Origin of the sequence: Actinoplanes aureus (assembly GCF_015704865.1) — a bacterium.
GTDB lineage: Bacteria > Actinomycetota > Actinomycetes > Mycobacteriales > Micromonosporaceae > Actinoplanes > Actinoplanes aureus.
On sequence record NZ_JADQTO010000054.1, the window covers coordinates 1 to 25,889 of the forward strand.

Genomic DNA, 25,889 nt, shown 5'->3' on the forward strand with positions numbered 1-25,889 from the left:
CTGGTTCAGGCCACCACCATCGCCGTACCGCATGCTTCCAGCACACCCGAAACCGGCGAAACCGGTCGATCCCCCGAAAGCGTCTTCAATAGACCTGGCACAAACCCTGACCCCGAAAGCGCTCTAGATCACGCAGTGCTACTCGCTCTTGAGTGACCAGTCCGCGTCTCCGTCGAGGACGGAGGCGTCGCTGTACTGAGCGGTGTTCGATTTCGGCCAGACACCCTCAGGAAAGCCGCTCGGGTCGACGGCGTCACCGTGCAGCATGATCATCGCTGTGGCCTGCGCACCAAGAAACGCGCCGAGGGTTGCGACGGCCGTGACGATGATGGCCGTATTTACCCCCGCCTCTTCCAAGAAAAGAGCGAGGCCGGCCCACGAGAATACGACCGACCCGAACGCCGCGATCACAACAGCCAACGCGGCAATGAGCTTGGCCAGCACACCTGCGAGCGCTACATAGAAGGCCAGCCCGGCTGCCGCGCAGGCGAGCAGATTGATACTCGTGCTGGTAGCGATCGAGCCGACACGGCTTGCAGCCGACGACTGCGCGCCAGCAGTGGTCAGATAGGCGTCGTGCCCCGCACCCGACCAATCGGAGTTATCGACAACGAGGTTCTGCGTGGTCAGATCGGTAGAGACGGCATTGGCCGATCCTCGGATGTCCATCCAATGGTAAGCGTCGATGAACATGAAGATCGGCGCGACCGCACCCTTCAGAAGATCTAGGAACCAGTTCAAGATCGCCTTACCGACTTCGACGGTTTTCTCTGCGATCCATTCGATCGCCATGGCCGCCGGTGGGGTTATCCACCACTGGCCCTTGGCTTTCCGCGCGGCAGGATGGACCTCGGCGAGCTTCGCCTCAAGCGTCCTCGTGCCGTTCTCGATCTCGCGGATTACCGCTTCGTACTGGGCTTGACTGAACATCGACAGGCTCCCCCGTTAGTAGACGTTCTTGATGCGGTGCGCTCCTGCCTCGTCTTCGGCCTCATAGGTATCCGCGGCGCTCCGCAAGGTGCCGGCGATCTCCGACATCGCTGTTGCGCCCTCGGCGCACCGCGCGGCCACGGCGTTGATGACGTCGTTGTAGGGACCGACCATGATCTGGAAGAGCCCCGCTTCGAGCCGGCCGAACTCCATCTCAGCGACCTTGCCGCTCAACGCGCCCAATTTGCCGCTCTGCGTCTCCCATTGAGTCGCTTCGCGGCGCAGCGCATCGGTCGCGCCAGAGACCTGCTCGTGGCTGGGGTATGTCATCGCCTATCGCCCTGAGGTTGATGCTGCGCAGTAAGGGATCTAAGCGTTGCGAGAGCGTCCTTCACCAGGGAATCAAGTTCGTCCGGCTGGCTCGTCGCAGCGGTGAGTTCACATTTCGCGCGTTTGAGGGCCTGGGAGAGAGCAGTGGTGACGGAGGCTCCGTCACGGTTGCGTGCCCATCTCGGCTCGATCTCACAGTCGGTGAGGCCTCCGGCACCGAGTCGGAGTAATACATGTCGCCCGTCGTCCCAGCCCTCGGGTTCCGCTGGCCGGTCAGCCGGTTGTTTCTGTACCGCGCTTAGCGCGTTCATGACAAGTTCGTTGAACTCGGGATCTTCTTGCGCACGGCCGCCCCGAGGCTCTACCGCCGGAGCATGAGAGGGACGCACCTGCTGAATTTCCGCCTCTTCGGCGTCTCGCTGTCGCTGCCACCAGCGATCATCGTCCAACCGGTCCGTCCATGCTCGTACCGCCTGTTGAACGGCATCAGTGTATGCGTCGAGGACAGCAGCACCGAGATCCGCCGGTTCGATGCGCTGATGCCACGCATCACGGACTCTGATCTCAGTCGGTAGGCCGTCTGATCCGAGTACGACGACCACTCGCCCGCTTGCGTCGCACCCTTCGGTCCTGTGAGGGCTAGCGCCTACCAGTTCGCTCGCCAACTTCCCCAGCTGCTCCGCTTGCTGTCGGAGTCGCTGACCGATGCCGGGCTCCATACCACTCACCGCCCTACCCGAGACGGCATCGAGCGCGAGACGGCTGCGCCGATCAAGCCAACGAATACGGCGGCCGGCACCAGAAGAAAACCCAGGATCACCGTCACATCTGCGGCGATGACAAAGAACAGGGCAATCAATACGAGGAGGCCCGTACCAAGAAACAGCAGGACGGCCACCAGAACCCGCAGAGGTCCTGGCGCGCCACGCCAGGCGCATACAGCCCCGACGCAGGCGACCGCCGCTATAGCCAGGGACACGACAATGGTCCCGGCTCGCCCGAACGGAGAGGCGTCCGCGACTTCGTCGAACCCAGTCGCCGCGAACGCCGTAACGATCAGCTCGATCACGACGATGGCGCACCACAGGCTCAGAACGAAGCCACTGGCACGCGCTTCACGACCGGTTCGCCTGGCCACGCCTTAACCCCTCGTCCATGAATGGCGGATAGTGTCCTTAGCTCGGCTGCCCTCCGCTACCCCGCTGTCGGTTAGCTGATCCGCTTGAACCTCGCAGAACCTTGCGACGAGCCAGCCACTGGGCGCGGATGCGCCTGCGTCACTGGTACACGCCTGTTGGGAGCGTCCGGTTCAACGGCGCGTCATTCAGCTACTGGCCTGGAGAAGTCGGGCGGCTCAGCGACCGCATCGACGGCGAGCAGGACGAGGAGTGAGGGTCGATGCCGGGCCGCTGCTGTGCTTCGCTGCTGGACAACATCAAAAGGCTGCTCCGGGATCTCCCGGAACAGCCTTTGACCTGGGGTGGAGCTGAGGGGATTTGAACCCCTGACCCCCTCGATGCGAACGAGGTGCGCTACCAGTCTGCGCCACAGCCCCTTGGCTTCGCGGTGAATGCCTCACCGTGGAACCGCAGCAAGGCTAACAGGTCGGCCGGCCGGGTCGCGAACCGGCCCACCGCATCAGCCCGGAACCGGCGCTGCGGCCCGGTACCGGGCGGTGGCCGCCGGGGAGACAGCGGGGACTGTCCGCTTGCCGTACCCCGCGGGGTTGTTCTCAGGCTGTGTGGTGCCGGCCGCCGGCTTCGTAGGGGCGGCCGCGCAGGCCGCCTCGCCTGCGGTAGGAGACCGAGCCGCCGTTGGCGGCCAGCGGCAGGTCGGAGGGCTCGCGATCGAGGCCCATGGCCGCGCGCCGGACCGCTTCGCGCTGGGCGGCCAGGCGGCGCTGGGCTTCGCGGCGGGCGGCTGCCCGGCGGGCCTGTTCGCGGCGGACCTCGGCCTGGCGGGCGGCGAGCCAGGCGGCTTCGCGGGCTTGGACGCGGCGGCGCCGGCGGTCGGCGATGGCGCGGTTGCGCAGGTGGATCAGGTAGACGCCGAGGAGGGTGCCGGTGACCGCGAAGCTGATCCAGAAGCCGGGGCCGACGGCCAGGACGCCGACCAGTTCGATGGCGTTGAGCAGGACCAGCGCGGCGAAGACGCGGCGGCGGCGGACTACCGCGGGGGTGCCGCGGCGTTCGCGTACGCGCGCCGGCCGCTTGCCGGTGACCAGGCGGAGACGCCGTTGGGGTGGATCGGGATCACCCGATGGGGCGGGTACCGTAACCGTCACCTGACGGCCGGGGTTGATCGGTCGGCGTCCGGGCACGGTGCGGCGACGGCGGCGGCGTTGCAACACCCGCGCCGTCGACGACGCCCGCTCCGCGGCCAGTCGCTCGGTGGCGTCGTACCGGCGGACCAGCGCCGGGGCGAGGGCGAGCAAGCCGGCCGCGGCGAGGACGGCGAGGAGCACCGAGGTCGGCACCCTCACTCCTCCGTTTCGCCACGACTGTAGGCACGTCGAATGACGCGACGATTGCGAGGTTACGGGCGGTAGCCGTGATATTTCGCGCGCCGCGCCGGTAGCGTCGCGACGTACAAGATCAATTGCTGGCGCGTACGCGTTTCCAGCGGGACAACAGGCCGCCCTCGGCGGCGACTTCTTCGCTGGTCATGGCGTATCCGAGGTGATCGCGCCAGCCGCCGTCGATGTGCATGTAGCGCTGGTGGTACGCCTCCTCGCGGAAACCCAGCTTCTCCACCACACGGCGGCTCGGCCCGTTCTCCGGCCGGATGTTGACCTCGATGCGGTGCAGCCCGCCCGGCCCGAACGCGTGGTCCACGGCGAGCGCCAGCGCGGTCGGGATCACGCCGCGCCCGGCCACCCGGTAGTCGACCCAGTAGCCCGCGTACGCCGAGGCGAACGCCCGCCGCACGATGTTGCCCAGGTTGACGTGCCCGACCAGCCGTTCCGTGCCGTCCTCGACCAGGCAGACGGCGAACGGCATGCTGTCGCCGCGCCGGGCGGCCCGTTTCATGTCCCGGTACACGTATCCGAAGGCGCGCGGCGAGTTCATCTCGGCCCACGGTCCGGGCGGCGCCGATTCCCAGGGGGACAGCCACGCCTGATTGGCGATCCGCACATCCGACCAGGCCCGGGCGTCACCACGCTTGTAGGGCCGGAGCAAGACCGGCCCGTCCGCCAGCACGGCGGGCCAACCGGGCGTGGCCCCCAGCATTCATCGCCTCCGGTCGAGGAGCAGTACGTCGACGGTCGATCCCGCGGCCGCGGTGGTGACCCGCTCACCGAGCACCAGCAGGCCGTTGGCCTCGGCGAGACCGGAGAGAGTGTACGGCCCACCGGCGAGCGGCTGCACCGTGTAGCCACCGCCCCGCCGTTCCGCGACGTGCGCCGGCCGGAACTCGCGCAGTCCGCCGGGCGAGGAGATGGTCTCCAGCAGGTGCGCCTTGACGCCGGGCCGGAAGACCGGTTCCGACCCGGCCAGCAGCTGAATGACCGGACGGGCCAGCACCTCGAAGCCGATCAGCGCGGCGCCGGGCTCGCCGGGCAGGCACACCACCGGCACCTCCTCGCCGCCGACCGTGCCGAAGCCGAAGCAGGTGCCGGGGCAGAGCGCGACATCGGTGAACTCGACCGAGCCGCGGCCGGTGCCCGGGCGGGAGAGCACCCGGCGCAGCATGTCGCCCGGGCCGGTGCCGGTGCCGCCGGTGGTGATGATCAGGTCGGCGCGCAGCGTCTGGTCCTCCAGCAGGCCGCGCAGCCCTTCCGGGTCGTCGTCGCAGATGCCGATCCGGTACGCGAGCGCACCCGCCTCCACAGCCGCCGCGGTCAGCGCGTGCGAGTTGGCGTCGACCACCTGTCCGGGCTGGCTGGGCCGGCCGACGTCGACGAGCTCGTCGCCGGTGGCCACGACCACCACCCGCGGGCTGGGCCGGACCATGACGTGCCCGATGCCGGCGGCCGCGAAGGTGGCCACCATCGGCGGGCTCACGTACGAGCCGGCGGTGGCGAGCACCTGACCGACCGCGAGTTCTTCGCCGGCTCGCCGTACGCCCGAACCCCGCTTCGGCGCGTGCATGATCTCCACCGCCGCCATGCCCTGGTCGGTCCAGTGCACCGGCACCACCACGTCGGCCCCGATCGGCAGCGGTGCGCCGGCCGCCACCGAGAAACAGGTCCCCGGGGTGAGCCGGACCGGACGCCAGCTGGCCGCGCCCAGGTCACCGACCACGTTGAGCCGGACCGTGCGGGTGTTGCTGTCGAACTGCCCGAACGACGGGTGCGACCCGATGCGCCCGGCTCCCGCCAGGTCTTCCCATCGGGCCGCGTACCCGTCGATCGCGGCCTGGTCGAAGGCGGGGAACGGGTGCGGGGCGAACACGTCGGCCGCGAGCACGTTCCCGTGTGCCTGAGTGAGGTCGAGGTCGAGCGGAGGCAGCGCCCGCAACCTGCGCAGCACGCTGCCCAGGTACTCGGCGAGAGGCATCAGCTCGTTGGCGGCCGCCTCGGCATCGGCCGTAGCGGTCATCCCTTCTGACCACCGACGAAGTCGGTCAGCCAGGCCCGGAACTCACTCCCCAGGTCCGGCCGCTTGACGGCCAGTTCGACGACGGTCTGGAGGTAGCCCAGCGGCATGCCGGTGTCGTAGCGGTGCCCGCGGTAGACGATGCCGTGCACCGGCGTGCCCTCGGCGAGCAGCGTCGCCATCGCGTCGGTCAGCTGGATCTCGCCACCGGCACCCGGCTTGGTGTCCGCGATCGTGTCGAAGATCTTCCCCGGCAGCACGTAGCGCCCGATCAGCGCCAGGTTGCTCGGAGCCTCCTCCGGCGACGGCTTCTCGACCAGCCCGGTGATCTTGACAACATCGGGCTCGTCCGTCTGTTCGATGGAGGCGATGCCATAGCGGGAGGTCTCCTCCGGAGCGACCTCCAGCAGCGCCAGCACGATGCCGCCGGTCTGTTGCTGCAGGTCGAGCATGGCCGGCAGCAGCGGTTGCTCCTCGTCCACGAACTCGTCGCCGAGCAGCACCGCGAACGCGTTGTCGCCGACGTGCGAGGCGGCGGTTCCGACCGCGTGGCCCAGACCGAGCGGCTCACCCTGCCGGCAGGTGTAGATGTCGGCCAGCTCGCTGGTCCGGCGTACGGCGGCGAGGCGCTCCAGGTCGCCCTTCTCCTCCAGTCGCTGCTCCACGTCCGGGCGGCGGTCGAAGTGGTCGACCATCGAGGTCTTGCCTCGACCGGTGACCAGCAGGACATCGGTGATGCCGGCCGCGGCCGCCTCCTCGACGATGTACTGCAGCACCGGCCGGTCGACCACCGGCAGCAGTTCCTTGGGAACCGCCTTGGTGGCCGGCAGGAACCGCGTGGCGAGGCCCGCCGCCGGGATCACTGCCTTCACCGCGCGCCTGTTCGTCGTCATTCAGTCACCGCACCTTCGCTGGATCGTGCTCGGGCATGCCGCGAGACTATCGGCCACCACCGGGTCTGGGCGGTTGCGGCCCACCGGTAACGACCGATTCCCGCTCAGCAAGTCGATACGTGTCTCTACCCGAGTTCTTCGCCGCGTAAAGCGCTTCGTCTGCGGCGTCCAGCACTTCCTGAGCGGTGCTGCCGTGCTCCGGGAAGACCGCGATGCCGATCGAGACGCTGATCGGGATCCGGTCGTCGAGGCCGGGTCGCCGCGGGTCGACCGGCACCGGCCACTCACGGACCGCGGCGCCGAGTCGTTCCGCGACGATCACCCCGCCGTACGCGTCGGTCTCGGGAAGCAGCACCACGAACTCCTCCCCGCCCTGGCGGAACGCCACGTCCACCTCGCGCAACCCGATCCGGATCCGCCGTGCGAACTCGCCCAGCACCTGATCACCGGCCGCGTGCCCGTAAGTGTCGTTCACTTCCTTGAAGTGATCCAGATCCAGCACCAGCACGGTGAGCATCCGCCCGAACCGGCTGGCCCGCTCCACCTCCCGGCGCAGCACCTCACGCAGATAACGGTAGTTCCACAGTCCGGTGAGCGGATCGGTCAGAGAAAGTCGCTGCGCCTCCTCGTGCAGGCGTACGTTGTGCACCGCGATACCGGCCTGACCTGCGAAAGTGCGTACGGTCCGCAGATCGGCGTCGTCGAAGGCCGGCCCGCCGAGCCGGTCGTAGAGTGCCAGCACGCCGAGGGTGCCGGGATCCGGTTCGGTCTCCGAGTCATTCGGCGGGGCGCAGATCGGCACGGCGAGATACGACTCACACGCCGGCTCGTCCGGACCCGCCCCGCTGGAACCGCGCAGGGGCGATCCGGTGGCCGCGACCGTACCGAGCACTCCGCGCCCGGGCACCAGCCGGCGCTGGGACAGTTCGGCGTCGGGCAGGTCCCAGGTCCCGGTCAGGCCGGCGCCGCAGCGCGCCGCCAGCCGCCCGTCCGTCGCGTCGGCGAGCAGGATGAGGCCGGCCCGGGCACCGGTGGCGGTCATCGCGGTCCGCATGATCACCGGCAGGATGCGGTCCAGGTCGTGGGTGCTGGACAGGGTGTCGCCGAGAATGGCCAGGTGCCGGCGAAGCTGGTCCCGGCTGGCGGTCAGCGCCTGCACGTAGGACTGGAGCTCCCGCGTCATCCGGTTGAAGGTGCCGGCCAGCCGCCCGAGTTCATCCGGGCGCGGAATCGGCACCCGGGTGTCCAGATCGCCGTTCGCCACCCGGTCCGCCGCCCAGGCCAGATCACCGAGCGGGCGGGTGGTGGACCGCGCCAGCCAGCGGGCGGCGAGCACCGCCGCCACCGCGGTGGCCAGGACGATCATCAGCAGGATCGCGTACCGGAGGGTGGGGTTCCCGGCGGGGACGCTGAGGGTCAGCGGCAGTGGCTGGCCGGGCCCGCCGGCAAGCTGCCGGGTCGCGGTGCCGTCGCGGTCCGGCGCGGTGGCGCCGAGCGCCACACCCACCCCGCCGGCCGCGCCCAGGCGGTCCAGCAATCCGGGATCGATGCGCTGAGCAGCGATGACGGTCAGATCGTCGGCGTACGCGGCCGCGGAGATCGCCGTGATCGCGGCTGGATCCGGCGCCGTTCCGGATCCGGCGCAGTCCCGCCAACCGGCCGTGCCGTTGTCGGCCGTGCGTGCGCTCGCCTGCGGCTGGATCGCGGTGTGCCGCGCGGCCCCGCGCCCCAGCGGAATCACCGCGGCGTGATCCGGACCGGTCAGCCGGACCTCGGTGGCGAGTCCGCGGGTGATCAGCTGTTCGGCGACCGCGGAACGGCCACCGTCCGGGACCACCGCGACCGAGTCCGCCACCGCTTGCAACTGGCGGCAGAGTGCCCCCACGGCAGTGCCGACAGTGGTCGCGGCATGATCGAGACGCTCGGCCGTTCGCTCCCGGCTCACGGCGCCGACGGTCAAGGCGACGAAGATTGACCCGAGCAGGACCGGACCGAGCACGACCACCAGAAACGCGCTGGTGAGCCGGCCACGAAGTGTCACACATCCTCCCGGGAGTGGCCCTCTTGTCCAGCGATGCTGACATAGTGTGCACCGTTTGCCGGTTTTCGAAAGGGGGTGTTGCATGTCGGATTTAGCCGGTGACGCGGAAAAATCACCACAAAGTAAGATCGCGCTGCGCGTTCGACTGCTCACGGCGCGTCGATCACTTACCGACGCCGCCCGCGCCGCGGCCGCCGCCCAAATTCAAAATCAAACCCTCGCTCTGGTACGCCGCGCGGCGCCGAACACCATTGCGGCGTACGTCCCGGTCGGCTCCGAACCGGGCGGCCCGGACCTGCCCCGTCTGCTGGCCGGCACCCTGCCCCCGGGTGGCCGCCTGCTGCTTCCGGTCCTCCTGCCCGACGGCGACCTGGACTGGTCCCCCTACTCATCGCGGCTCCTTCGCGGCCCACGCGGCCTGCTCGAACCGGATGGCCCCCGGTTGGGCGTGGCCGCGATCCGGGAGGCCGATCTGGTGCTGGTGCCGGCGCTCGCGGTCGGCCGGGACGGAACCCGAATGGGACGGGGCGGCGGCTCCTACGACCGGGCTCTCGCCCGCCTGCCGGCACCGGGCCCGCTGGTCGTGGCACTGCTCCACGACGGCGAGGACGTCGACGAGGTACCGGCCGAACCGCATGACCGCCGAGTCGGCGCTGTGATCACGCCCACTGGCGGCTTCGCCCTCAGGCCGGGCCCGGAGTGGACGAACTGACCTCCGATGCCGCAACATTGGCACTCGGAGTTGGCGAGTGCCAGCAGCCGAATGATCCGGAGGAGCCGTGCCTACCTACCAGTACGCCTGCACCGAGTGTGGTGAGCAGCTCGAAGCCGTGCAGTCCTTCTCCGACCCGGCCCTTACCGAGTGCCCGAACTGCCGAGGCAAGCTCCGTAAGGTGTTCAACTCGGTCGGCGTCGTCTTCAAGGGTTCCGGGTTCTACCGCAACGACTCTCGCTCCGGCAACGTGAGCGCCGAGAAGTCGGGCGGATCCGGAGACTCGGCGGCCAAGAAGCCGGAGAGTTCGCCGTCCACCACCTCGACCCCGTCCTCGACGCCGGCGGCCACGTCGTCGTCGAGCACGAGCTCCAGCTCCTCGTCGACGACCAAGACCGCTGCGGCTTCCTGACCCCGTCAGACATGAGAACGCGCCGGGCCGATCAAGGTCCGGCGCGTTTTTCCTTAGCAAGATCACTTGGGGTTTCCGGCGTCGTCCACACTTCACCGCCGTCCACAGCCCGCTCCCGCCGCCTCCGCTGAGCCGCCTAGCGTCACCCCGTCATCGGCGAACAGGAGGCCAGCATGCCCCGTTCCAACCCCGACCGGCAGGGTGAACGCCTCGATCCGGTGCGGTGGCGTGGGCCGAGCCGCGGCTCGCTCCTGCGCCTCGGCACGGTCGCGGTGTTGTTGATCACAGCAGCGGCGGTCCTGTGGACCCGGCCCACGTCCTGCGCCCCGGTGATCATCACGGCGTCGTCGTCGGCGCCCGCGAAACCGGCCGTTGCGCCCGGCACCGCCGGCGCCGTCCCGCCGGGCAGTGTCGGCGCCGTCCCGCCGGGCAGTGTCGGCGCCGTCCCGCCGGGCAGTGTCGGCGCCGTCCCGCCGGGCAGTGTCGGCGTGCCGGTCCGGCTGGCCGATCCAGCGGCGCTGGCCGTGGTCCGGCCCGGCAATCGTGTCGATCTGCTGCGTCTCGAGGACGACGCCGGGCGCCGGACCACACCGGTGGCGAGTAGCGCACTGGTCCTGGACGTCACCGGCAAGGACGATCCGGTGACCGGCGGTCTGTTACTGGCCCTCAGCCCACGCGAAGCCGAGCGGGCGGTCGCGGCACCCGGCCGCGGTTTCGCGATCCTGATCAGGCCGGGCTGATCCCGGCCGGCCCGCGCTCAGTCCCAGTGCGGCGGCCGGTCCTCGATCAGGCGATCGTCGTTGGAGTAACTCACCTCGCCCCAGCCCCGCTCGGTGTCGTCGCGGGTCTGATCGGGCAGCACCGGAGCCTCTTCGGACTCGAAGTCGACTTCGCGTTCGGCGTCGTTGTCCCGCTCAGGGTCATCCAGGATGTCCACGACTACGAGGGTAAGCCGACAGCGGCGCGGCCGTCGTCCCCCTCCGGCTGTACCGTCGGTGAACGTGAGCTCCCCCACCAGCGACCCGGACGACGCCTTCTGGCAGCGGCCGGACCCGTCCGCCGCATCGCTCGGCCGCCCGGAGCGGGACGAGCCGCCCGCAACCGAACCCGCCGGCTATGCCGGGCCGCCCCGAGCCGAGCCACCGTCGCCGAGCTGGCGGCCACCGACGATCGCCAATCCACCGCCGCCCCGCTCGATGCCGGCTCAGGACATCGACGCCCTCGACGAGGCGGAGGGTTCCGCGCGCACCGTCACCTACGGGATCGGCCTGGTCGCCGGCGCGGTCGCGATCATCCTCATCTGCCTGTTCTGCTCCCGAATCCTCTTCTGAACGGGCTGCCTCCGGCACCGGCCGCACGGGGAAACTCCCGCACGGCCCGCGCCGGCAGCCGTCAGTAGGTGCCCCAGACCGCGGTCGCGCCCGAGTCGCCGGTCTTGAAGACGTAGTAGCCGTTTACCGCGGCGAGGACCACGACGACCACGGCGAATGCCACGTCGGCGAGCTTCGGCAGAGCCCGGGGGTTGCGCACGGTCAGCGCGACCAGGATCAGGCTGACCACACCCAGGGCGATCGACACCCAGGTGGTGAGGGTGCCGAAGTCCATGTGCTGGTCGATGATCTCCCGGCCGGCGGGCGAGACCCGCTCCTCACCGATCAGGCGGTTGTAGAGCTCAGTGCCGGAGAGCTTCGCGACGAAGGCGGAGGCCGGCGCCACCACGGCGAGGAGCGCGACGGCCCAGCCGAGCTTGGGCCGCCAGGGCCGGACCAGCGCGTAGACGGTCGCGCCCAGAGCCAGCAGCGGCACGAATATGACGGCGGCGTGTAACACGAGAGCATGGACGGGCAAACCGTTGACCTGGTCGAACACCATTCCTCCTCGATCCGAGGTGCAAGCGGGATCCGGGTGTGCTCCAGGATCCGGTGTGCGGGCAAGCTTAGGAGTTGTTTGAACGCTCAAACATTCTTCGTGACAATCTTGTGGCCTGAACGGCTCGAACTGGGTCGCCTTGCGAGTTGGTGAATCACCCTGCTCGTGTTGTCATGGACCGATGTCCACCGGTGCAGAACTGCTGCGTACGCACGGCTTGCGGGTCACCCGCCCGCGTCTTGCCGTGCTCGAGGTCCTCACCGCGGGCGGACATCTCGAGGTCGACGAGATCGCCCGGCAGGTGCGCACCCGGCTCGAATCCGTCTCCACCCAGGCGGTGTACGACGTACTCGGCGCGCTCTCCCGGGCCGGCCTGGCCCGCCGGATCGAGCCGGCCGGCAGCCCGGCCCGCTTCGAGGCCCGTGCCGGTGACAACCACCACCACATCGTGTGCCGTGGCTGCGGCGCGATCGCCGACGTCGACTGCGCCGCGGGCGAACCGCCGTGCATGATGCCGAGCTCCACCCACGGTTTCGCCCTCGACGAGGCCGAGGTCACCTTCTGGGGTCTCTGCCCCGCCTGCCAGACCCGCCGAGAGGCCGACACCTCGGCCTGACCTCGCCGGCGCCTTCGCTTCAGGTCGGCCGCCGGCGCGTGGCACGCTGGATGTCATGACGGCAGACGTGGGGCTGTTCGGACCGGACTCGGTCACCTGGAAACTGCACCGCGAACCGATCCTGCTGCTGGGCGGGCTGCGGTCGCTCTATCTACAGGCGCTGCACCCGCGTGCGGTCGCCGGCGTCTCACAGAACTCCGGCTACCGCGCCGACCCCTGGGGCCGGCTGTTGCGCACGTCGGACTACGTCGGGACGGTGGTCTACGGCAGCACCACCGAGGTACGCGAGGCCGCCGCCCGCCTGCGCCGGTTGCACGCCCGGATGACGGCGGTCGACCCGCGCACCGGGGAACGATTCCGGATCGACGAGCCGGATCTGCTGCGCTGGGTGCACGTCGCTGAGGTCGAGTCGTTCCTGAGTACCGCGGTACACGCCGGGGTGCGGCTCACCGACGACGAGGTGGACGCGTACTTCACCGAGCAGCTCCGTGCCGCCGAGCTGGTCGGTCTGGACCCGGCCACGGTGCCGTCCACCGCCGCCGAGGTGGCCGACTACTACGCCGGTCTGCGCCCGGAGCTCGCCCTGACCCGGGACAGTGCGGAGGCGGCGCTCTTCCTGACCGTGCCACCGATCCCGGACCTCTGGGGTGGCGGCCGGGCGCTCCGCCTCGGGCTCAATCTCGGCCCGCCGCGCTGGGCGTACCTCGGCGTCGCCGGCACCGCGATCGGCCTGCTGCCGCCCTGGGCCCGCAAGATGTACGGCGGCCTGGGCTGGCCCACCACGGACCTGGCCGCCCGACTTTCGGCCCGCGGCCTGCGCGCACTGATCGCCACGATCCTGTCCACCCTGCCGAAGCAGTACCAGGTCTCCCCGGTGCGCCGGGCCGCCCTGGAACGCGTCGGCCTGGCCTGACCCACCTCCGGGCGAAAGATCAGCCGCCCAGGTGCTCGACCGCCGCCCACGGCTCCTTCGCCGGCACCTCCGCGCCGGCCGGGCACACCTTGCGGAAGTCACACCACCCGCAGAGCGAGCCCGGGTTGGTGGGGAACGACTCGTCCGGGTCGGCGCCCGCGGCCACCGCCTTCTCCGCCGCCATGATGTCGATCGCGGTCTCCTCGGCCCGGCGCACCTGCCGGGCCAGCGACTCCTCGGTGTGCTCGTGCGCGGCCACCGTGCCGGTCGGCAGGTGGTGCAGCTCGACCCGCCGGCACGGCCGCCGGAAGACCCGCTGAGCCGCGAACGCATAGAGCGCCAGCGCCTGCGATCCCCGGGCGTCGTCGGCGTCCAGCCCCGATCGGCCCGTCTTGTAGTCGACGATCACCGCCTCCGGACCGTCCGGCCCGGCGCGGCCGTCGATCCGGTCGGCCCGCCCGTTCAGCGCGAGGATCGCCGTCTTGGTCGCCACTCCCCGCTCCACGCCGAGCGGCTCCTCCGCCGGGTCGAGAGTCGCCACGTAGGACTCGAGCCAGTCCAGCGCCCGGCGATAGGCGACCCGCTCCTGGTCGACGTCGCGGTATCCCTCCCGCACCCAGGTCGCCTTGAGCAGCGTCGGCAGCGCGCCTGGTGCGCGCCGGTCGGGCGGCAGCGTGAACCAGTTCTTCAGGGCCGTGTGCACACTCGCGCCGAGCGAGTTGTGCGCCCACGGCGGCCCCTTCGGTGGGCTGGGACGATCCACATACGTATATCGATAGCGGCGGGGACAGTCGATGTACGCCCCGAGCTTGCTCGGCGTGCAGACGAAGAGCCGCTCCGGCATGCCGGCGAAACCGAGTTGCTCCGGCACGACGGCACCCGGCTTGGTGGCGCGGGATCTGGTGGGGGGCACGCGACAATCCTGCCAGCACCCTCCGACAAGAAGTCAGAGCAGCGCCGAGTACGACTTCACGAAGGCAAAGATGGCATCCGCGATGAGCTGAACCGCGATGGCCGCGAGCAGCAGACCGGCGATCCGGGTGAGCACCTCGATACCGGCCGGCCGGAGCAGCCGGACGATCATCCCGGAGAAGCGCAGCACCAGCCAGACGGTGGCCATCACGGCCAGGATGGCCCCGGCCAGGATCAGGTACTCGTCGGTGGTCTCCGCCCGCTGGACGAAGAGCATGGTCGCCACGATGGCACCAGGCCCGGCGAGCAGCGGGGTGCCGAGCGGGACCAGCGCGACGTTGGTGGTGCCGGCCTGCTCCGACGGCTCGTCGGTCTTGCCGGTGAGCAGCTGCAACGCGACAAGCACCAGCAGCAGACCACCGGCGGCCTGCAACGCCGGGAGCTGAACGTGCAGATAGTCCAAGAGCGTCTGCCCGGCCACGGCGAAGCCGACGATCACCCCGAGCGCGAGCAGCACGGCCTGGGTGCCGGCCCGGTTGCGGGCCTTCGGCGGCAGGGTTCCGGTGAGCGCGAGGAAGACCGGGACCATGCCGGGCGGATCGACGATCACCAGCAGAGTCACGAAGAATTCGCCGAACAGCTTGACGTTCACCCGCTCAAGGTAGGTGGCGGCGCGGTTGGGCGCAGGCTGGTGGGGCGATCGTCACCCCAGCACGGGCACGCCGGTCGCGGCGGAGACGATCTTCTCGTACGCCTCCGGGGCGGTGCGGAAGGCTCCGAGAGCGACTGTCTTGTGCGTACCGTGGAAGTCGGATGATCCGGTGACGACCAGGCCGAGCCGTTCCGCCAGAGCTCGCACCTCGGCCCGCTGCGCGGGCGTGTGATCTTCATGGTCGGCCTCCAGGCCGAACAACCCTTCCTCGGCCAACTCCATGATCAGCTCGTCCGGCACCACCCGGCCCCGCACGGTGGCCCGGGGATGCGCGAAAACCGCGACACCGCCGGCGGCACGCACCGCACGCACCGCTTCAAAAACATCAAGATCCGATTTGGGTACGAAGTAACGCGCGCCCAGCCAGGTCGAGGCGAACGCTTCCGTGGTGGTACGCACCAGCCCGGCCCGGATCAGCGCCTGCGCGATGTGCGGCCGCCCCACCGACCCGCCCGCCGCATACCCGAGCACCTCGGGCCACGTGATCGGTACGCCGTCCGCCCGCAGCTTCGCCACGATCTTCTCGGCCCGCTGCTCCCGGTCCTCGCGCAGGCGCACCAGATCCGCCGCCAGCCTCGGCTCGGCCGGATCGAACAGATAGGCCAGCACGTGCAGGGGAATGGCCGGCTGCGCACCGAACCACCGGCAGGACAGCTCCGCGCCTCGGACCAGGCGCATTCCGTCCGGAAGGGCCGCCGCGGCCTGCTCCCAGCCGCCGGTGGTGTCGTGATCGGTGATCGCCATGACGTCGAGGCCGGCCTCGGCACCGGCCCGCACCAGCTCGGCCGGTGTCAGCGTGCCGTCGCTGGCGGTCGAATGGCAGTGCAGGTCGATGCTGGTCACCGCTGCCACGCTACTGCCGACTTGGCCATCTACGGGGCCTCAGGCGTCATCTCCCTCGTCGTCCTTGCCCAGCCGGGCCTCGACCGCCTGCGGCTCATACATCTCCTCGACCACACGCAGGTAGAGCTCGTTGGGGTTGGGCAGGTGCTTGACCTCGCGGAGCGCCTGGTCCTGACCGGCCGACTCCAGCACGAACGTGCCGTAGCTGAGCATGCGGCCGAGGGCGGACTGCTCGTACTTCATGTCGGTGACCCGCAGCAACGGCATCATCGCCACCTTGCGGGTGATGATGCCGTTGACCACCATCACGCGCTTGTTGGTGAGGATGAACCGGTCGAAGTACCAGTCGAAGACCTTCCAGGCGACCCAGCTGATCACGCCGAGCCAGATCAGGACCGCGACGGTCACCATGCCGTCGACGTTCTGCCGGGTCAGGAAGCCGGCCAGGTAGCCGAGGAGGAGTGTGGCGCCGGCGCCGATGCCGATCGGGCCGGTCAGATGGATCCAGTGACGCTTCCACTCACCGCGGTACCGCTCGGTCGGGAAGAGGTAGCGGGCGACCAGTGTGGTCGGTTCATCCTCCAGGGGGAGGAACCGACGCGGACCGCCGCTGCGATCGAGGCCTTCCAGCTCCTCCTCGGTGAAGCTGGGCGCCTCGTACTCCTCCGGCGCGTCATAGGAGTCACGACGCTGCTGCCCCCGCGCATACGCCTCATCATCCCCATAGGGATCAGAGCGATCAGCGCGTGAGTACTCAGGGCTGTCCTGGTACGCCGGGTCGTTGAACCCGAAACTCGCATCGTCATCCTGAGGGCGTCCAGCACCCTCACCTCGCTGGCCGCGCGGCTCACCAGGATCCATATGGTGATGCTATGCGACGAGATCGGTGAAGAACGTGCCGAAGCCTCGTGCGATGTCCGCGATCGTGCCTCCGAGTGACTCGAAGACCGCAGCGGCGGATCTCGGGTTGAAGGCGATGAAGAAGATCAAGAATGCGATACCAAGCCAGGTGAGGACCTTCTTGATCATGGCGGGCCTTCTCCTCCGGTGCGGGTGACGTTCAGCGCCGCGGCAATACTGACGGTATCAGCTTCGTCGCTTCGTGTGAACAAAGTGTCCGGAAAGCCGATTGCCATATCCGCAGGTCACACCTAAGAGTCAGGCGCGACCGTGTAGATAGGGCGACGGCGCCCCGAACACCAGCTCGGGCGGCACCCCCTCGGAGAGGTCGTGCAGAACGACGTGCTCCGCGAGAAGATAGCCCGCGCTTGCGGGCCACGCTACCGCATAGAGCCACATTCCTTTTGCCTCACTCACGTAGGCACTTCGATCTTCCGGTGACTTGACGCACCACAGTGGAGTCGGGTGCCCGGCCGCCTTGATCTTCGCGTGTGGACCGGCGTGCGCACCCCGTACGGCCAGCGCCTCGGAGAGCAGATGCCCGGGATCGATGCCCGGAATGCCGGCGAACCGGTTGCCCAGGCCCACCCCGGGCTGCTCGGCGATGAGAACCAGATCAGCCGGCCCGCCACCGAGCGGCTCGGGACCGCTGCATGCCAGCGCGGTCGCCCGGACCCCGAAGCGCTCGTCACCGGACCAGGCGACCCCGGTGACCATCCAACCGGTGGGCAGCGGCCACGGACACCAGAGCGGTATCCGCTCCGCGCTCGACGCCGACTCCCGCAGCACCGCACCGACGATCTCCGCACTGATGTGCTCGGCGACGTGGAACGGCGGAACGTCGCCACAGCTGTCGCACCGCCAGGTGCTGTGCATCAGGTCCGGCTTCCGGACCTGAGCAGCACATCTGGGGCAACTCACCGTGACACCCACACTCCATACCGTGCGGGTCGCGGGAGTCCCCGTCAAGCGAATCGGCAGAACACGGGCTGATCCTGCTCAGGCGGGCGGCGGACCGGCATGTGCGCGGATCCACGCGTGCATGGCGATACCGCTGGCGACACCGGCATTGATGGAGCGGGTCGACCCGTACTGGGCGATCGAGAACAGCTGGGAGCAGGCCGCTCTGGCCGGATCCGACAGGCCGGGCCCCTCCTGCCCGAAGAGGAGGACACACCGGCGCGGCAGCGTGGTCGTCTCCATCGGGCGCGAACCCGGCAGGTTGTCGATGCCGATCACCGGCAGACCCTCAGCGGCCGCCCACGTCACGAACTCCTCGATGGTCGGGTGGTGACGCACATGCTGATAACGGTCCGTGACCATGGCACCCCGGCGATTCCACCGGCGCAGGCCCACGATGTGCACCTCTGCGGCAAGGAAGGCATTGGCGTTACGGACCACGGTGCCGATATTGAGATCGTGTTGCCAGTTCTCGATGGCGACATGGAAATCGTGCCGCCGCGCGTCCAGGTCGGCGATCACGGCTTCCCGGCGCCAATAGCGATACCGATCCACGACGTTGCGCCGGTCACCGGCCTTGAGGAGCTCCGGGTCGTACTTCTCGCCGGTGGGCCAGGGACCCGCCCAGGGGCCTACGCCGATTTCAAAAGATTGGTCTTCGCCCGCCGTCATGAGGCGTTAGGCTACTCATTCGATCTCACCGCATCGGCGGAGATCTGACGGGAGACGCAATGAGCGGCGGGGCCCTCCCCGGCACCCGCCGCCCACGCTCTGTTGAGAAAGAGTTTGCCTTACCGTCCGTATCCATGTGAAGGACTTTCAGGTGTGACCCAGGTCACATTTAGGTTTCTTTACTAATAGAATGATCTTTAGATGCGCTCCCACACCGGACGCGTGTGCAGGACAAATCGCCTAGATCACAAGATGGCGGACGGATCAGCCGCGCCCGGAGAGTCAGCAACCAGACACTGAGCGCCTACTTTCAGTTACGATGGGTTGTCCCCGCCGAACCCGATGGTGCTGTACGACACGTGTCGCCGCCGCCCGAGCGGGAATGGTGAAGGGGTAACCAGAGGTTCCACCGGACGTAAGCGATTCCCGCAGACGGAGGCATCATGGCGACGGTTGCGCTGACCGCAGCGAACTTCGACGAGGTCACCGGCAAGGACGGCATCGTCCTGGTCGACTTCTGGGCCAGCTGGTGCGGGCCTTGCGTACGCTTCGCGCCCACCTACGAGCGCTCTTCGGAGAAGCACCCGGAGATCACCTTCGGCAAGGTCGACACCGAGGCCGAGCAGGAGCTGGCCGCGAAGTTCGACATCCGCTCCATCCCGACGATCATGGCCGTCCGCGACGGCATCGTGGTGTTCGCCCAGCCGGGCGCACTCCCCGAGTCCGCGCTGGAGAGCCTGATCGAGAAGGTCGAGCAGCTGGACATGGAAGAGGTTCGCGAGCAGATCGCCGCACACCGCAAGGGTGCGCACGGCGACGCGGACGAGGCCGAGGCTCCGGCCAAGGAGGAAGCGGCGGCCGCCGGCCGCAGCTGAGCCCGGAACTACGAAGGGGCCCGCGATTCGCGGGCCCCTTTTCGTATGCGCACCTGCTTTTACACAGGTCCGACGCGTTGTCCACAGATCCGGCGAGGGTGATGGACACGGCATAGAACATGTGTTCGAATACCTGCCATGCGATGGTCCAACCTGTCGGCTGGCACCGACGACGGCTCGCTCGTGGACAGGGCGGCGCTGGCGGCTCCACCCCTGCCGCTGGCGCTGCCCGACGCGACGGTCCGCACCTTCGACACCCCCGGCTTCGCCGGGATGACGTTCTATGAGGTGCGGGCCAAATCCCTGATCAACCGGGTGCCCGGCGCGTCCCGGGTGCCGTTCGAGTGGACCATCAACCCCTATCGCGGGTGCTCCCACGCTTGTACGTATTGCTTGGCCGGTGACACTCCCATCCTGCTCGCCGACGGCTCCACCCGCCCGCTGGCGCAGATCCGTCCCGGCGACGCCGTCATGGGCACCATGGGCGCCGGTCCGCACCGGCGCTATGTGCCGACCACGGTGCTGGACCACTGGTCCACAAGCAAGCCCGCGTTCCGGGTCACCCTGACCGACGGCACCCGGCTGGTCTCCAGCGGAGATCACCGCTTCCTCACCGACCGAGGGTGGCGGCACGTCAGCCCCGCCGAGCCGCACCAGCCGGCCCTGGCCGTCGGCGACCTGATGTTCGGGGTCGGCCACTTCGCCGAGCCGCCCAAGGAGTCCCCCGACTACCAGGCCGGGTTCCTCTGCGGGTTGCTCCGCGGTGACGCCTCCGGCGCAGGCGTGGCCGGCGAGGGAGATGCCTGGATCCGGGCCGACGGCTACCTCGACGACGTCTCCCTCACTGAGGCCCTGCGCTGGCCCGAGCTGCCCACCGCCGACTGGCACCGGGGATTTCTGGCCGGTGCGTTCGGCGCGGTGGGACGCGCGGAGCGGCTCGCCGTGGTGTTCGAGAGCGGCGACCAGGCGTACCTGCGACGGATCGCCGAGGCCCTCACACACCTCGGGATGGTCGCCCGCACCCCGGCCCGGGTCCGGACGCCGGCCGTCCGCGGGCCGGCTTCCCTCGGCCGTGTCGAGACGGAGCGGCATCTCGAGGCGGCTCTCCGCTTCCGGCACATCACGGGGGCGTCTCAGATGCCGCTGGACGCCTCCGGCGTCGGAGTGCGGACCGAGCGGCGCCTCGCCGTGGCCGACATCGAGGATCTAGGCCTCACCCTGCCGCTCTTCGACATCTCCACCGGCACCGGCGACTTCATCGCCGACGGCGTGGTCAGCCACAACTGCTTCGCCCGCAACACACACACCTACCTCGATCTGGACGCCGGCCACGACTTCGACACCCGCATCGTGGTGAAGGTGAACGCCGGCGAGCTGATCCGCCGCGAGCTGGCCGATCCGCGCTGGTCCGGCGCCTCGATCGCGATGGGCACCAACGTCGACGTCTACCAGCGCGCCGAGGGCCGCTACCGGCTGATGCCGGAGATCCTGGCCGCGCTGCGCGATCACGCCAACCCGTTCTCGATCCTGACCAAGGGCACGCTGATCCTGCGCGACCTCGATCTGCTCGAGCAGGCCGCCCAGGTGACCAGGGTCGGCCTCTCCGTCTCGGTCGGCTTCATCGACGAGACCGTGTGGCGCTCCGCCGAGCCCGGCACGCCGAGCCCACGCCGCCGGCTCGAGGTGGTCCGCCGCCTCACCGACGCCGGCCTCCGGGTCAGCGTCCTCATGGCGCCGATCCTGCCCGGCCTCACCGACACCGACGAGTCCATCGACGAGACGGTGGCCGCGATAGCCAAATCCGGCGCGACGAGCGTGTCGCCTCTCGCCCTGCACCTGCGCCCCGGCGCCCGCGAGTGGTATGCGGCCTGGCTGGGCCGCACCCATCCCGAGCTGCGGCCGCGGTACCGGGAGCTGTTCGGCAACGGGTCCTACCTGCCGCGTGCTTATCAGGAGGAGATCGGCGCCCGGGTCCGCATGGCCGCGCGCCGGCATGGGCTGTATCGGTCGGAGCCGGCCGAGGCTCGGCGGGTCACCGAGGCCGAGCCGGCGGCCGGGCCGGGGAGCGCGGCCGAGCCAGGGAGCGGTCGGCGGTCTCGGCCGGGGAGTGGGGGTAACGCTGATCAGCTCACTCTGCTGTGAACCTCGCGCTGGCTAACTGCAAGGGCCCGCTGGCCCTCACAGCCGGCAGGCCGTCACGGCGGCTCGCCACACGGTCGGCTGGCCCTCGCGGTCGGCTGGCCCTCACGGCCGGCTGGCCCTCACGGCCGGCAGCCCTTACAGCTGGGAGCACCTCACAGCTGGCAGGCCCTCACGGCGGCCCGCCACGGTCGGCCGGCCTCACGGCCGGCAGGCCCTCACAGCCGGCAGGCCCTCACAGCCGGCAGGCCCTCACGGCGGCCCGCCACACGGTCGGCCGACCTCACGGCGGCCCGCCTCACGGTCGGCCGGCCTCACGGCCGGCAGGCCCTCACAGCCAGCTCGCCCCACAGCCAGCTCGCTACAGGGCCGGTTCGCCCTCACAACCAGTTCGCCCTCACAGCCGGCTCGCTCTCACAGCCGGCTGGCTACAGGATGGAGGTTGATCACGATCGACGCAGCACACGACTTTTCCAGGCGTCGGGCCACGGATGACGGGCCCGGGAAACCGCCGAACCTTGCTACCCGCGGCACGCCCGCGCGGCGGCCTCGCACGGCTCGGACCGCCAAGGTCGGGAGGGGCGGATGCGCGGATAGTGTTGATGTATGCGGAGCGCTCAGCAGATTCTCGCGGACGCGAATGTCATCGCCGTCGTCGGTGCATCACGGGATCCCTATAAGCCCTCTCACACCGTTCCGTTGCAGATGATGCGGTACGGGTGGCGGATCATCCCGGTCAACCCGTTCGTGGACGAGGTGTTCGGCGTCAAGACTGTGCCCACACTGGCGGACATCGGCGAGCCGGTCGACCTGGTCGATATCTTCCGGCCGGCAGAGGACGCCGTGGAGGTGGTCCGACAGGCCGCCGCCATCAAGGCGCCGGCCGTGTGGCTGCAGAGCGGCATAGTCTCCGCCGAGGCGCGGCGGATCGCTGAGGAGGCGGGCATGGACTACGTCGAGGATCGGTGCCTCGCCGTGGAGCGGGCGGTCGGTCAGCTCACCAAGCTGTCCTGACCGACCTGGTCGAGGCGAGTGGTTCGCCGGACGGTTATCCGAGTCGTCGCACAGCGGGATGAGCGCATGCCTGATGCGCGACCGTGGCGCGCGGCCATATCCGGCGCACTGCCTTTGCCGCACGAGCACCGCAACTGGCTGCGACGAACGGACGGCGAGGACCGCAGTGGCGGCGCCGGTAGAAACGGCGCGAGCACGCAACCCGCAGCGCAGCAAGAGCGGCGCAAGCGCCGCAACCCGGCGTGCGAACAGCAACAAGAGCGGCGCACCCCGTACCGCAAGCAGGACCGAAGCGCGACCACGGGATTGCCGCACCGGTGTGCTGTCCATCGGACAGCACACCGGAAACGGGGCGGATCAGCGGAACTGGGCCTCGCGAACGCTGTTGCCGCCGTCCACCACGAGCATCTGGCCGGTGATGTACGACGCCGCGGGTGAGCACAGGAACGCGACCGCCGCAGCGACCTCGTCCGGGGTTCCAGGGCGGCCGATCGGCGTACCGAGGCCCTGCTTGATCTCGGTGACAGTGGAGGCTGCCGTGTAGATCGTGCCGGGGGCGACGCAGTTGACGTTGACGCCGTCGGCGACCAGCTCCATCGCCAGAGCCCGGGTCAGGCCGACGACGCCTGCTTTCGCGGCCGCGTACGCCGCCTCGGTGGGTAGGGCGTTCACCGGACCGGCGGTGGCGGCGAGGTTGACGATCCGGCCCCAGCCGCGTTCCGACATGCCGCCTACGAACGCGCGGCTGCACAGGAACGCGGTGCTCAGGTTGCGGTCGATCTCGGCTTTCCACTCGTCGAGGGTGAGCTGGGCGACCGGCCGCAGTACCTCGGGGCTGGCCCGGCTGGCCAGGCCGGCGTTGTTGACCAGAACCTCGACGTCGCCGAGCTGGTCGGAGATCGCGTCGGCCAGTGCGCCGACCTCGGACTCGTCGGTGAGGTCGGCCACGAACCCGGTCACGCCGAGTTCCGAGGCACGCTCGTGGATGCGGCGGGTCGTCGACACGATCGCGACCCGGGCGCCGAGGTTGCGCAGGCGACGCGCGGTCGCGTACCCGATGCCGTCGGGGCTGCCGGCACCGGTGACCAGGGCGACCTTGCCGTCCAGGCGGAGGGTCACAGGCGCCTCACCGGACTCCTCGATCTCCGCTTCCACGACCTCCACCATGTCCGGCTGGTCGGGGCGTTCCGAATCCCCACCGGGCGCGCCGGAGCGGGGTGGTCGGCCATCAGCGGGGCGGGTGGCGTCACGCCGGGACGGACTACCCCCGGCGGAACGGGCGTCGAAGACCATGCGGCGATCCTGCCTGCTCCCGGAAGCCGGGGCAAACATCGTGTCACTGTGGCGTACCCGGGCCTTCCCGACGTGGCCCGATTCTGACGGCTTTCTGACAGTAACGAGAGTCCCGTCCGCCGGCCCCAGGGCACAAGGCCAACCGCCGGACCGCGATGTGACCAGCCCTTCGACCAGCAGCGCCGGGCGCGACCAATTGAACCGCCCCGGATCTTGTAGAGACTTCCCTGCTTGGGAACGAATGAGGGATGGCAGCGGCAGGGCGTGAGCAGTGACGAATCGGCCGAGCTGAGGCGGCTGCGCCGGGAACGCCGAGCTGCGGCCGTCACCCCTCAACCACCAGCACCAGGCGCGACCGGCCGCCCCGCGGCCCGCGACACCACCAGCGCCCCTCAACCACCGGCACCAGGCGCAACCGGCCGCCCCTCAGCCCGCGACATCACCGGGCCCTCCTCGACGAAGACCAGGGGCGCCCGGGAGCCGTACCGGGCGGGAAGGATGCGGCGGGCACGGTCGAAGTCGCGCGTACCGACCTCCACCCCGACGCCGTCATGGCGGCTGCCCACCGCGACGATTCGAACACCCCGGGCCGTCCAGAACGGCAGATCGGCGATCACCCGGTCGTGCCAGGCGCCGAGTTCAGCTACGGCGTGCGCCGCGTCGCGTACCACGATGCAGCTGTCCTCGGCGCTGTGCCGCAGGTAGTCGTCGAAGGCGGCCGACGGGACTCGGTAGACGTGCGCGCGTACCCGGATCTGGTCGACCTCGATGCCTGCGTAGCTTGCGGCGAACCGCTCCCGGCCGCCCTGCTCGATGCGTTCCATGGCCGCGGCCAGCCGGGCCGGGGTGACCGGCGTCCGGACTCCGCCCACGACGGCGTGCTGCGGGGATCGGCTGAACTCGCATCCGGCGGTGCGCCAGGTTCCGGTCAGGCCGGCCCGGTCCCGCAAGGTCGCGCCGCTGAACTCCGCACAGCCGGTGCCGTGCATGGCGAGGATCCCCGCGGCCAGCAGCTTGACCACCCGAACGCGTCGCATCCACTCCCCCTCGATCCCGCTGCGTCGCCGGCCGACCGCTGTGCAACGAGCGGAACCGCGCCGCTGGTGACGGCGTATCGGACGGCGAGGGCCAACGCGACGTTCTATCGCAGACCGGAATGAGGACGGCGAATCCCTATCGAATTCGCTGGAAAGAGACCGTGGGGCTCGATCAGGACGGTACGGCCGCGACCGCGGCCCGGCGTCCACTGCGCGCCGCACCCAGGATCACCACGGCTACGCCGAGAAGCAGCAGCGCCAGCCCGGGCAGCGAACTCATCCGCGGCACCTGCCCCAGCCAGGCCCATGCGATCAGCGCGGCGCCGGGGACCTCGAGCAGGATCAGCACGCTGACCGTGGTGGCCGACGTGTGATGCAGGGCGTAGTTGAACATCGAGTGACCCAGCAGCTGGGCGCCGACGACGATGGCCAGGATCGCCAGCCAGGTCTGCTGGTCGTATCCGGCCAGGTCGACCCCGCCGGCGACACACCCGATCAGCAGGATGATCGCGCACGTGCCGTAGCAGATGCCGGTGTACGTGGTCGTGCTCAACGCGGTCCGGGCCCGCTCGCCGAGCGCGGTATACACGGCCGCGGCGACCGCTCCGAGCAGGGCGAGCACGTCCGCGAACACCGCTTGCGTGGAGACGCCGAGGTCGGCACCGGTCGCCCAGGCGGCGCCGGCCACGGCCAGCCCGATGCCGATCCAGCCGGCCGTGGACGGACGCCGGCCCTGCGCCGCCGCGATCAGTCCCTGCCAGACCGGCTGAGTGGCGACCAGCGCGGTGGCGGTGGCCACCGATCCAAGTTGCACGCTGGGCATCCAGGTCGCGAAGTGCGCGGCCAGCGCCAGCCCGGCCAGCAGGCAGAAGACGCCCTCCCGCCGCCGAGGGCCGCGGAGCACGTCGCGTATTTCGGCACGCCGGGAGACCGCCACGACCGGCGCGAGCACGGCCGTGGCCAGAGCGTTCCGCCAGAAGGCGACGGCGAGCGCCGGAGCGGCCGCGAAGGCGATCAGCGGCGCGGACGACGAGACCGCCAGGACGGCCACGAACAGGGCGGCCATCGTGGCCGGCGGCGGGAGCGTGTGCGGTGAACCCATATTCATCCCCGGCCGTCATTTCTCGCACAGTCAAGCGTCACTGTTTGTCGGATCTGACCCACTTTTCGTGACCCGAGACTGACCCTGGCGTCTTCTGATCCACTGTGTATGGTCGGCCGCCGTGCGTTCTTCTGATCTTGCTGCGGTGTTGCCTCACCTCGCGGCTGTAGTCGTTG

30 protein-coding genes and 1 tRNA gene are annotated in these 25,889 nt (G+C 69.7%); 9 read left to right on the forward strand and 22 right to left on the reverse strand.

Features of this window, described 5'->3' with window-relative positions; genetic code table 11:
* Nucleotides 1–138: 138 nt before the first annotated feature.
* Both I4J89_RS47645 and I4J89_RS47650 read right to left on the reverse strand, forming a co-directional pair.
* Nucleotides 139–930, reverse strand: coding sequence for a hypothetical protein (locus I4J89_RS47645; protein WP_196420858.1), 792 nt, complete (start codon nucleotides 928–930; stop codon nucleotides 139–141).
* 15 nt (nucleotides 931–945) lie between these two features.
* Complete coding sequence (locus tag I4J89_RS47650; RefSeq protein WP_196420859.1) at nucleotides 946–1,260, reverse strand: type VII secretion target; 315 nt, start codon at nucleotides 1,258–1,260, stop codon at nucleotides 946–948.
* Nucleotides 1,261–1,634: 374 nt separating this feature from the next.
* On the opposite strand from I4J89_RS47650, the gene I4J89_RS47655 reads away from it, so the two are divergent.
* A complete protein-coding gene (locus I4J89_RS47655) occupies nucleotides 1,635–1,835 on the forward strand; it encodes a hypothetical protein (RefSeq protein ID WP_196420860.1) in 201 nt (66 codons plus the stop codon).
* 149 nt (nucleotides 1,836–1,984) lie between these two features.
* On the opposite strand, the gene I4J89_RS47660 is transcribed toward I4J89_RS47655, so the two are convergent.
* From I4J89_RS47660 to I4J89_RS47690, 7 genes are all read right to left on the reverse strand, one after another.
* A complete protein-coding gene (locus tag I4J89_RS47660) occupies nucleotides 1,985–2,398 on the reverse strand; it encodes a hypothetical protein (RefSeq protein WP_196420861.1) in 414 nt (137 codons plus the stop codon).
* 343 nt (nucleotides 2,399–2,741) lie between these two features.
* Nucleotides 2,742–2,815: transfer RNA gene (locus tag I4J89_RS47665), tRNA-Ala, on the reverse strand.
* Nucleotides 2,816–2,992: 177 nt separating this feature from the next.
* Complete coding sequence (sepX, locus tag I4J89_RS47670; RefSeq protein WP_196420862.1) at nucleotides 2,993–3,742, reverse strand: divisome protein SepX/GlpR; 750 nt, start codon at nucleotides 3,740–3,742, stop codon at nucleotides 2,993–2,995.
* Between the two features lie 112 nt (nucleotides 3,743–3,854).
* Nucleotides 3,855–4,490 (reverse strand): GNAT family N-acetyltransferase, encoded by a 636-nt coding sequence (locus tag I4J89_RS47675; protein ID WP_196420863.1) that lies wholly within the window; start codon nucleotides 4,488–4,490, stop codon nucleotides 3,855–3,857.
* Nucleotides 4,491–5,801, reverse strand: coding sequence for a molybdopterin molybdotransferase MoeA (locus I4J89_RS47680; protein ID WP_196420864.1), 1,311 nt, complete (start codon nucleotides 5,799–5,801; stop codon nucleotides 4,491–4,493).
* On the reverse strand, nucleotides 5,798–6,691 hold the full coding sequence (locus I4J89_RS47685; RefSeq protein ID WP_196420865.1) for a UTP--glucose-1-phosphate uridylyltransferase: 894 nt from the start codon (nucleotides 6,689–6,691) through the stop codon (nucleotides 5,798–5,800). The genes I4J89_RS47680 and I4J89_RS47685 overlap by 4 nt, the downstream gene beginning before the upstream one ends.
* A gap of 46 nt (nucleotides 6,692–6,737) precedes the next feature.
* Nucleotides 6,738–8,732 carry a GGDEF domain-containing protein gene (locus I4J89_RS47690; protein ID WP_196420866.1) on the reverse strand — a complete coding sequence of 665 codons (1,995 nt, stop codon included), beginning with the start codon at nucleotides 8,730–8,732 and terminating at the stop codon, nucleotides 6,738–6,740.
* An 82-nt stretch (nucleotides 8,733–8,814) separates the two neighbouring features.
* Here I4J89_RS47690 and I4J89_RS47695 point away from each other — a divergent pair, with 82 nt between their 5' ends.
* Complete coding sequence (locus I4J89_RS47695) at nucleotides 8,815–9,444, forward strand: 5-formyltetrahydrofolate cyclo-ligase (RefSeq protein ID WP_196420867.1); 630 nt, start codon at nucleotides 8,815–8,817, stop codon at nucleotides 9,442–9,444.
* A gap of 222 nt (nucleotides 9,445–9,666) precedes the next feature.
* Here the strand turns inward: I4J89_RS47695 and I4J89_RS50680 are convergent, their stop codons facing one another.
* Complete coding sequence (locus I4J89_RS50680; RefSeq protein WP_230860814.1) at nucleotides 9,667–9,837, reverse strand: hypothetical protein; 171 nt, start codon at nucleotides 9,835–9,837, stop codon at nucleotides 9,667–9,669.
* A gap of 192 nt (nucleotides 9,838–10,029) precedes the next feature.
* Between I4J89_RS50680 and I4J89_RS47705 the strand changes: the two genes are divergently transcribed.
* Nucleotides 10,030–10,596, forward strand: coding sequence for a hypothetical protein (locus I4J89_RS47705; protein WP_196420869.1), 567 nt, complete (start codon nucleotides 10,030–10,032; stop codon nucleotides 10,594–10,596).
* Nucleotides 10,597–10,613: 17 nt separating this feature from the next.
* Here the strand turns inward: I4J89_RS47705 and I4J89_RS47710 are convergent, their stop codons facing one another.
* Nucleotides 10,614–10,793 carry a hypothetical protein gene (locus I4J89_RS47710; RefSeq protein WP_196420870.1) on the reverse strand — a complete coding sequence of 60 codons (180 nt, stop codon included), beginning with the start codon at nucleotides 10,791–10,793 and terminating at the stop codon, nucleotides 10,614–10,616.
* A 64-nt stretch (nucleotides 10,794–10,857) separates the two neighbouring features.
* Between I4J89_RS47710 and I4J89_RS47715 the strand changes: the two genes are divergently transcribed.
* Nucleotides 10,858–11,187, forward strand: a complete 330-nt coding sequence (locus tag I4J89_RS47715; protein WP_230860809.1) for a translation initiation factor 2 — start codon at nucleotides 10,858–10,860, stop codon at nucleotides 11,185–11,187.
* Nucleotides 11,188–11,248: 61 nt separating this feature from the next.
* Here I4J89_RS47715 and I4J89_RS47720 read toward each other — a convergent pair whose 3' ends face one another.
* Nucleotides 11,249–11,728, reverse strand: a complete 480-nt coding sequence (locus tag I4J89_RS47720) for a DUF2231 domain-containing protein (RefSeq protein WP_230860810.1) — start codon at nucleotides 11,726–11,728, stop codon at nucleotides 11,249–11,251.
* 178 nt (nucleotides 11,729–11,906) lie between these two features.
* Here I4J89_RS47720 and I4J89_RS47725 point away from each other — a divergent pair, with 178 nt between their 5' ends.
* Together I4J89_RS47725 and I4J89_RS47730 are read left to right on the forward strand one after the other, a co-directional pair.
* Entirely contained in the window at nucleotides 11,907–12,341 is a 435-nt protein-coding gene (locus I4J89_RS47725; protein WP_196420872.1) for a Fur family transcriptional regulator, read from the forward strand.
* Nucleotides 12,342–12,396: 55 nt separating this feature from the next.
* Nucleotides 12,397–13,254 (forward strand): oxygenase MpaB family protein, encoded by an 858-nt coding sequence (locus I4J89_RS47730; RefSeq protein WP_196420873.1) that lies wholly within the window; start codon nucleotides 12,397–12,399, stop codon nucleotides 13,252–13,254.
* Nucleotides 13,255–13,273: 19 nt separating this feature from the next.
* Here the strand turns inward: I4J89_RS47730 and I4J89_RS47735 are convergent, their stop codons facing one another.
* From I4J89_RS47735 to I4J89_RS47765, 7 genes are all read right to left on the reverse strand, one after another.
* A complete protein-coding gene (locus I4J89_RS47735) occupies nucleotides 13,274–14,098 on the reverse strand; it encodes a RecB family exonuclease (RefSeq protein WP_196420886.1) in 825 nt (274 codons plus the stop codon).
* 102 nt (nucleotides 14,099–14,200) lie between these two features.
* On the reverse strand, nucleotides 14,201–14,818 hold the full coding sequence (locus I4J89_RS47740) for a MarC family protein (RefSeq protein WP_196420874.1): 618 nt from the start codon (nucleotides 14,816–14,818) through the stop codon (nucleotides 14,201–14,203).
* Nucleotides 14,819–14,869: 51 nt separating this feature from the next.
* Complete coding sequence (locus I4J89_RS47745) at nucleotides 14,870–15,721, reverse strand: PHP domain-containing protein (protein ID WP_196420875.1); 852 nt, start codon at nucleotides 15,719–15,721, stop codon at nucleotides 14,870–14,872.
* Nucleotides 15,722–15,760: 39 nt separating this feature from the next.
* On the reverse strand, nucleotides 15,761–16,582 hold the full coding sequence (locus tag I4J89_RS47750; RefSeq protein WP_196420876.1) for a PH domain-containing protein: 822 nt from the start codon (nucleotides 16,580–16,582) through the stop codon (nucleotides 15,761–15,763).
* A gap of 9 nt (nucleotides 16,583–16,591) precedes the next feature.
* Nucleotides 16,592–16,750, reverse strand: coding sequence for a hypothetical protein (locus I4J89_RS47755; protein WP_014447648.1), 159 nt, complete (start codon nucleotides 16,748–16,750; stop codon nucleotides 16,592–16,594).
* Between the two features lie 129 nt (nucleotides 16,751–16,879).
* Nucleotides 16,880–17,554: a DUF6758 family protein gene (locus I4J89_RS47760; protein WP_309238794.1), complete on the reverse strand. Its 675-nt coding sequence runs from the start codon at nucleotides 17,552–17,554 to the stop codon at nucleotides 16,880–16,882.
* 66 nt (nucleotides 17,555–17,620) lie between these two features.
* Nucleotides 17,621–18,253 (reverse strand): TrmH family RNA methyltransferase, encoded by a 633-nt coding sequence (locus I4J89_RS47765; protein WP_196420878.1) that lies wholly within the window; start codon nucleotides 18,251–18,253, stop codon nucleotides 17,621–17,623.
* Nucleotides 18,254–18,696: 443 nt separating this feature from the next.
* Between I4J89_RS47765 and trxA the strand changes: the two genes are divergently transcribed.
* The 3 genes from trxA to I4J89_RS47780 all read left to right on the forward strand — a co-directional run bounded on the left by trxA (nucleotide 18,697) and on the right by I4J89_RS47780 (nucleotide 22,281).
* A complete protein-coding gene (gene trxA / locus I4J89_RS47770) occupies nucleotides 18,697–19,128 on the forward strand; it encodes a thioredoxin (protein WP_196420879.1) in 432 nt (143 codons plus the stop codon).
* A 138-nt stretch (nucleotides 19,129–19,266) separates the two neighbouring features.
* Entirely contained in the window at nucleotides 19,267–21,270 is a 2,004-nt protein-coding gene (locus I4J89_RS47775; RefSeq protein ID WP_196420880.1) for an intein-containing Rv2578c family radical SAM protein, read from the forward strand.
* A 603-nt stretch (nucleotides 21,271–21,873) separates the two neighbouring features.
* On the forward strand, nucleotides 21,874–22,281 hold the full coding sequence (locus I4J89_RS47780; RefSeq protein WP_196420881.1) for a CoA-binding protein: 408 nt from the start codon (nucleotides 21,874–21,876) through the stop codon (nucleotides 22,279–22,281).
* 357 nt (nucleotides 22,282–22,638) lie between these two features.
* Here the strand turns inward: I4J89_RS47780 and I4J89_RS47785 are convergent, their stop codons facing one another.
* The 3 genes from I4J89_RS47785 to I4J89_RS47795 form a co-directional block, all read right to left on the reverse strand.
* Entirely contained in the window at nucleotides 22,639–23,448 is an 810-nt protein-coding gene (locus tag I4J89_RS47785) for an SDR family NAD(P)-dependent oxidoreductase (protein WP_373688224.1), read from the reverse strand.
* Between the two features lie 518 nt (nucleotides 23,449–23,966).
* A complete protein-coding gene (locus tag I4J89_RS47790) occupies nucleotides 23,967–24,611 on the reverse strand; it encodes a hypothetical protein (protein ID WP_196420883.1) in 645 nt (214 codons plus the stop codon).
* 172 nt (nucleotides 24,612–24,783) lie between these two features.
* Nucleotides 24,784–25,719: a DMT family transporter gene (locus I4J89_RS47795; protein WP_373688223.1), complete on the reverse strand. Its 936-nt coding sequence runs from the start codon at nucleotides 25,717–25,719 to the stop codon at nucleotides 24,784–24,786.
* Nucleotides 25,720–25,889 lie beyond the last annotated feature (170 nt).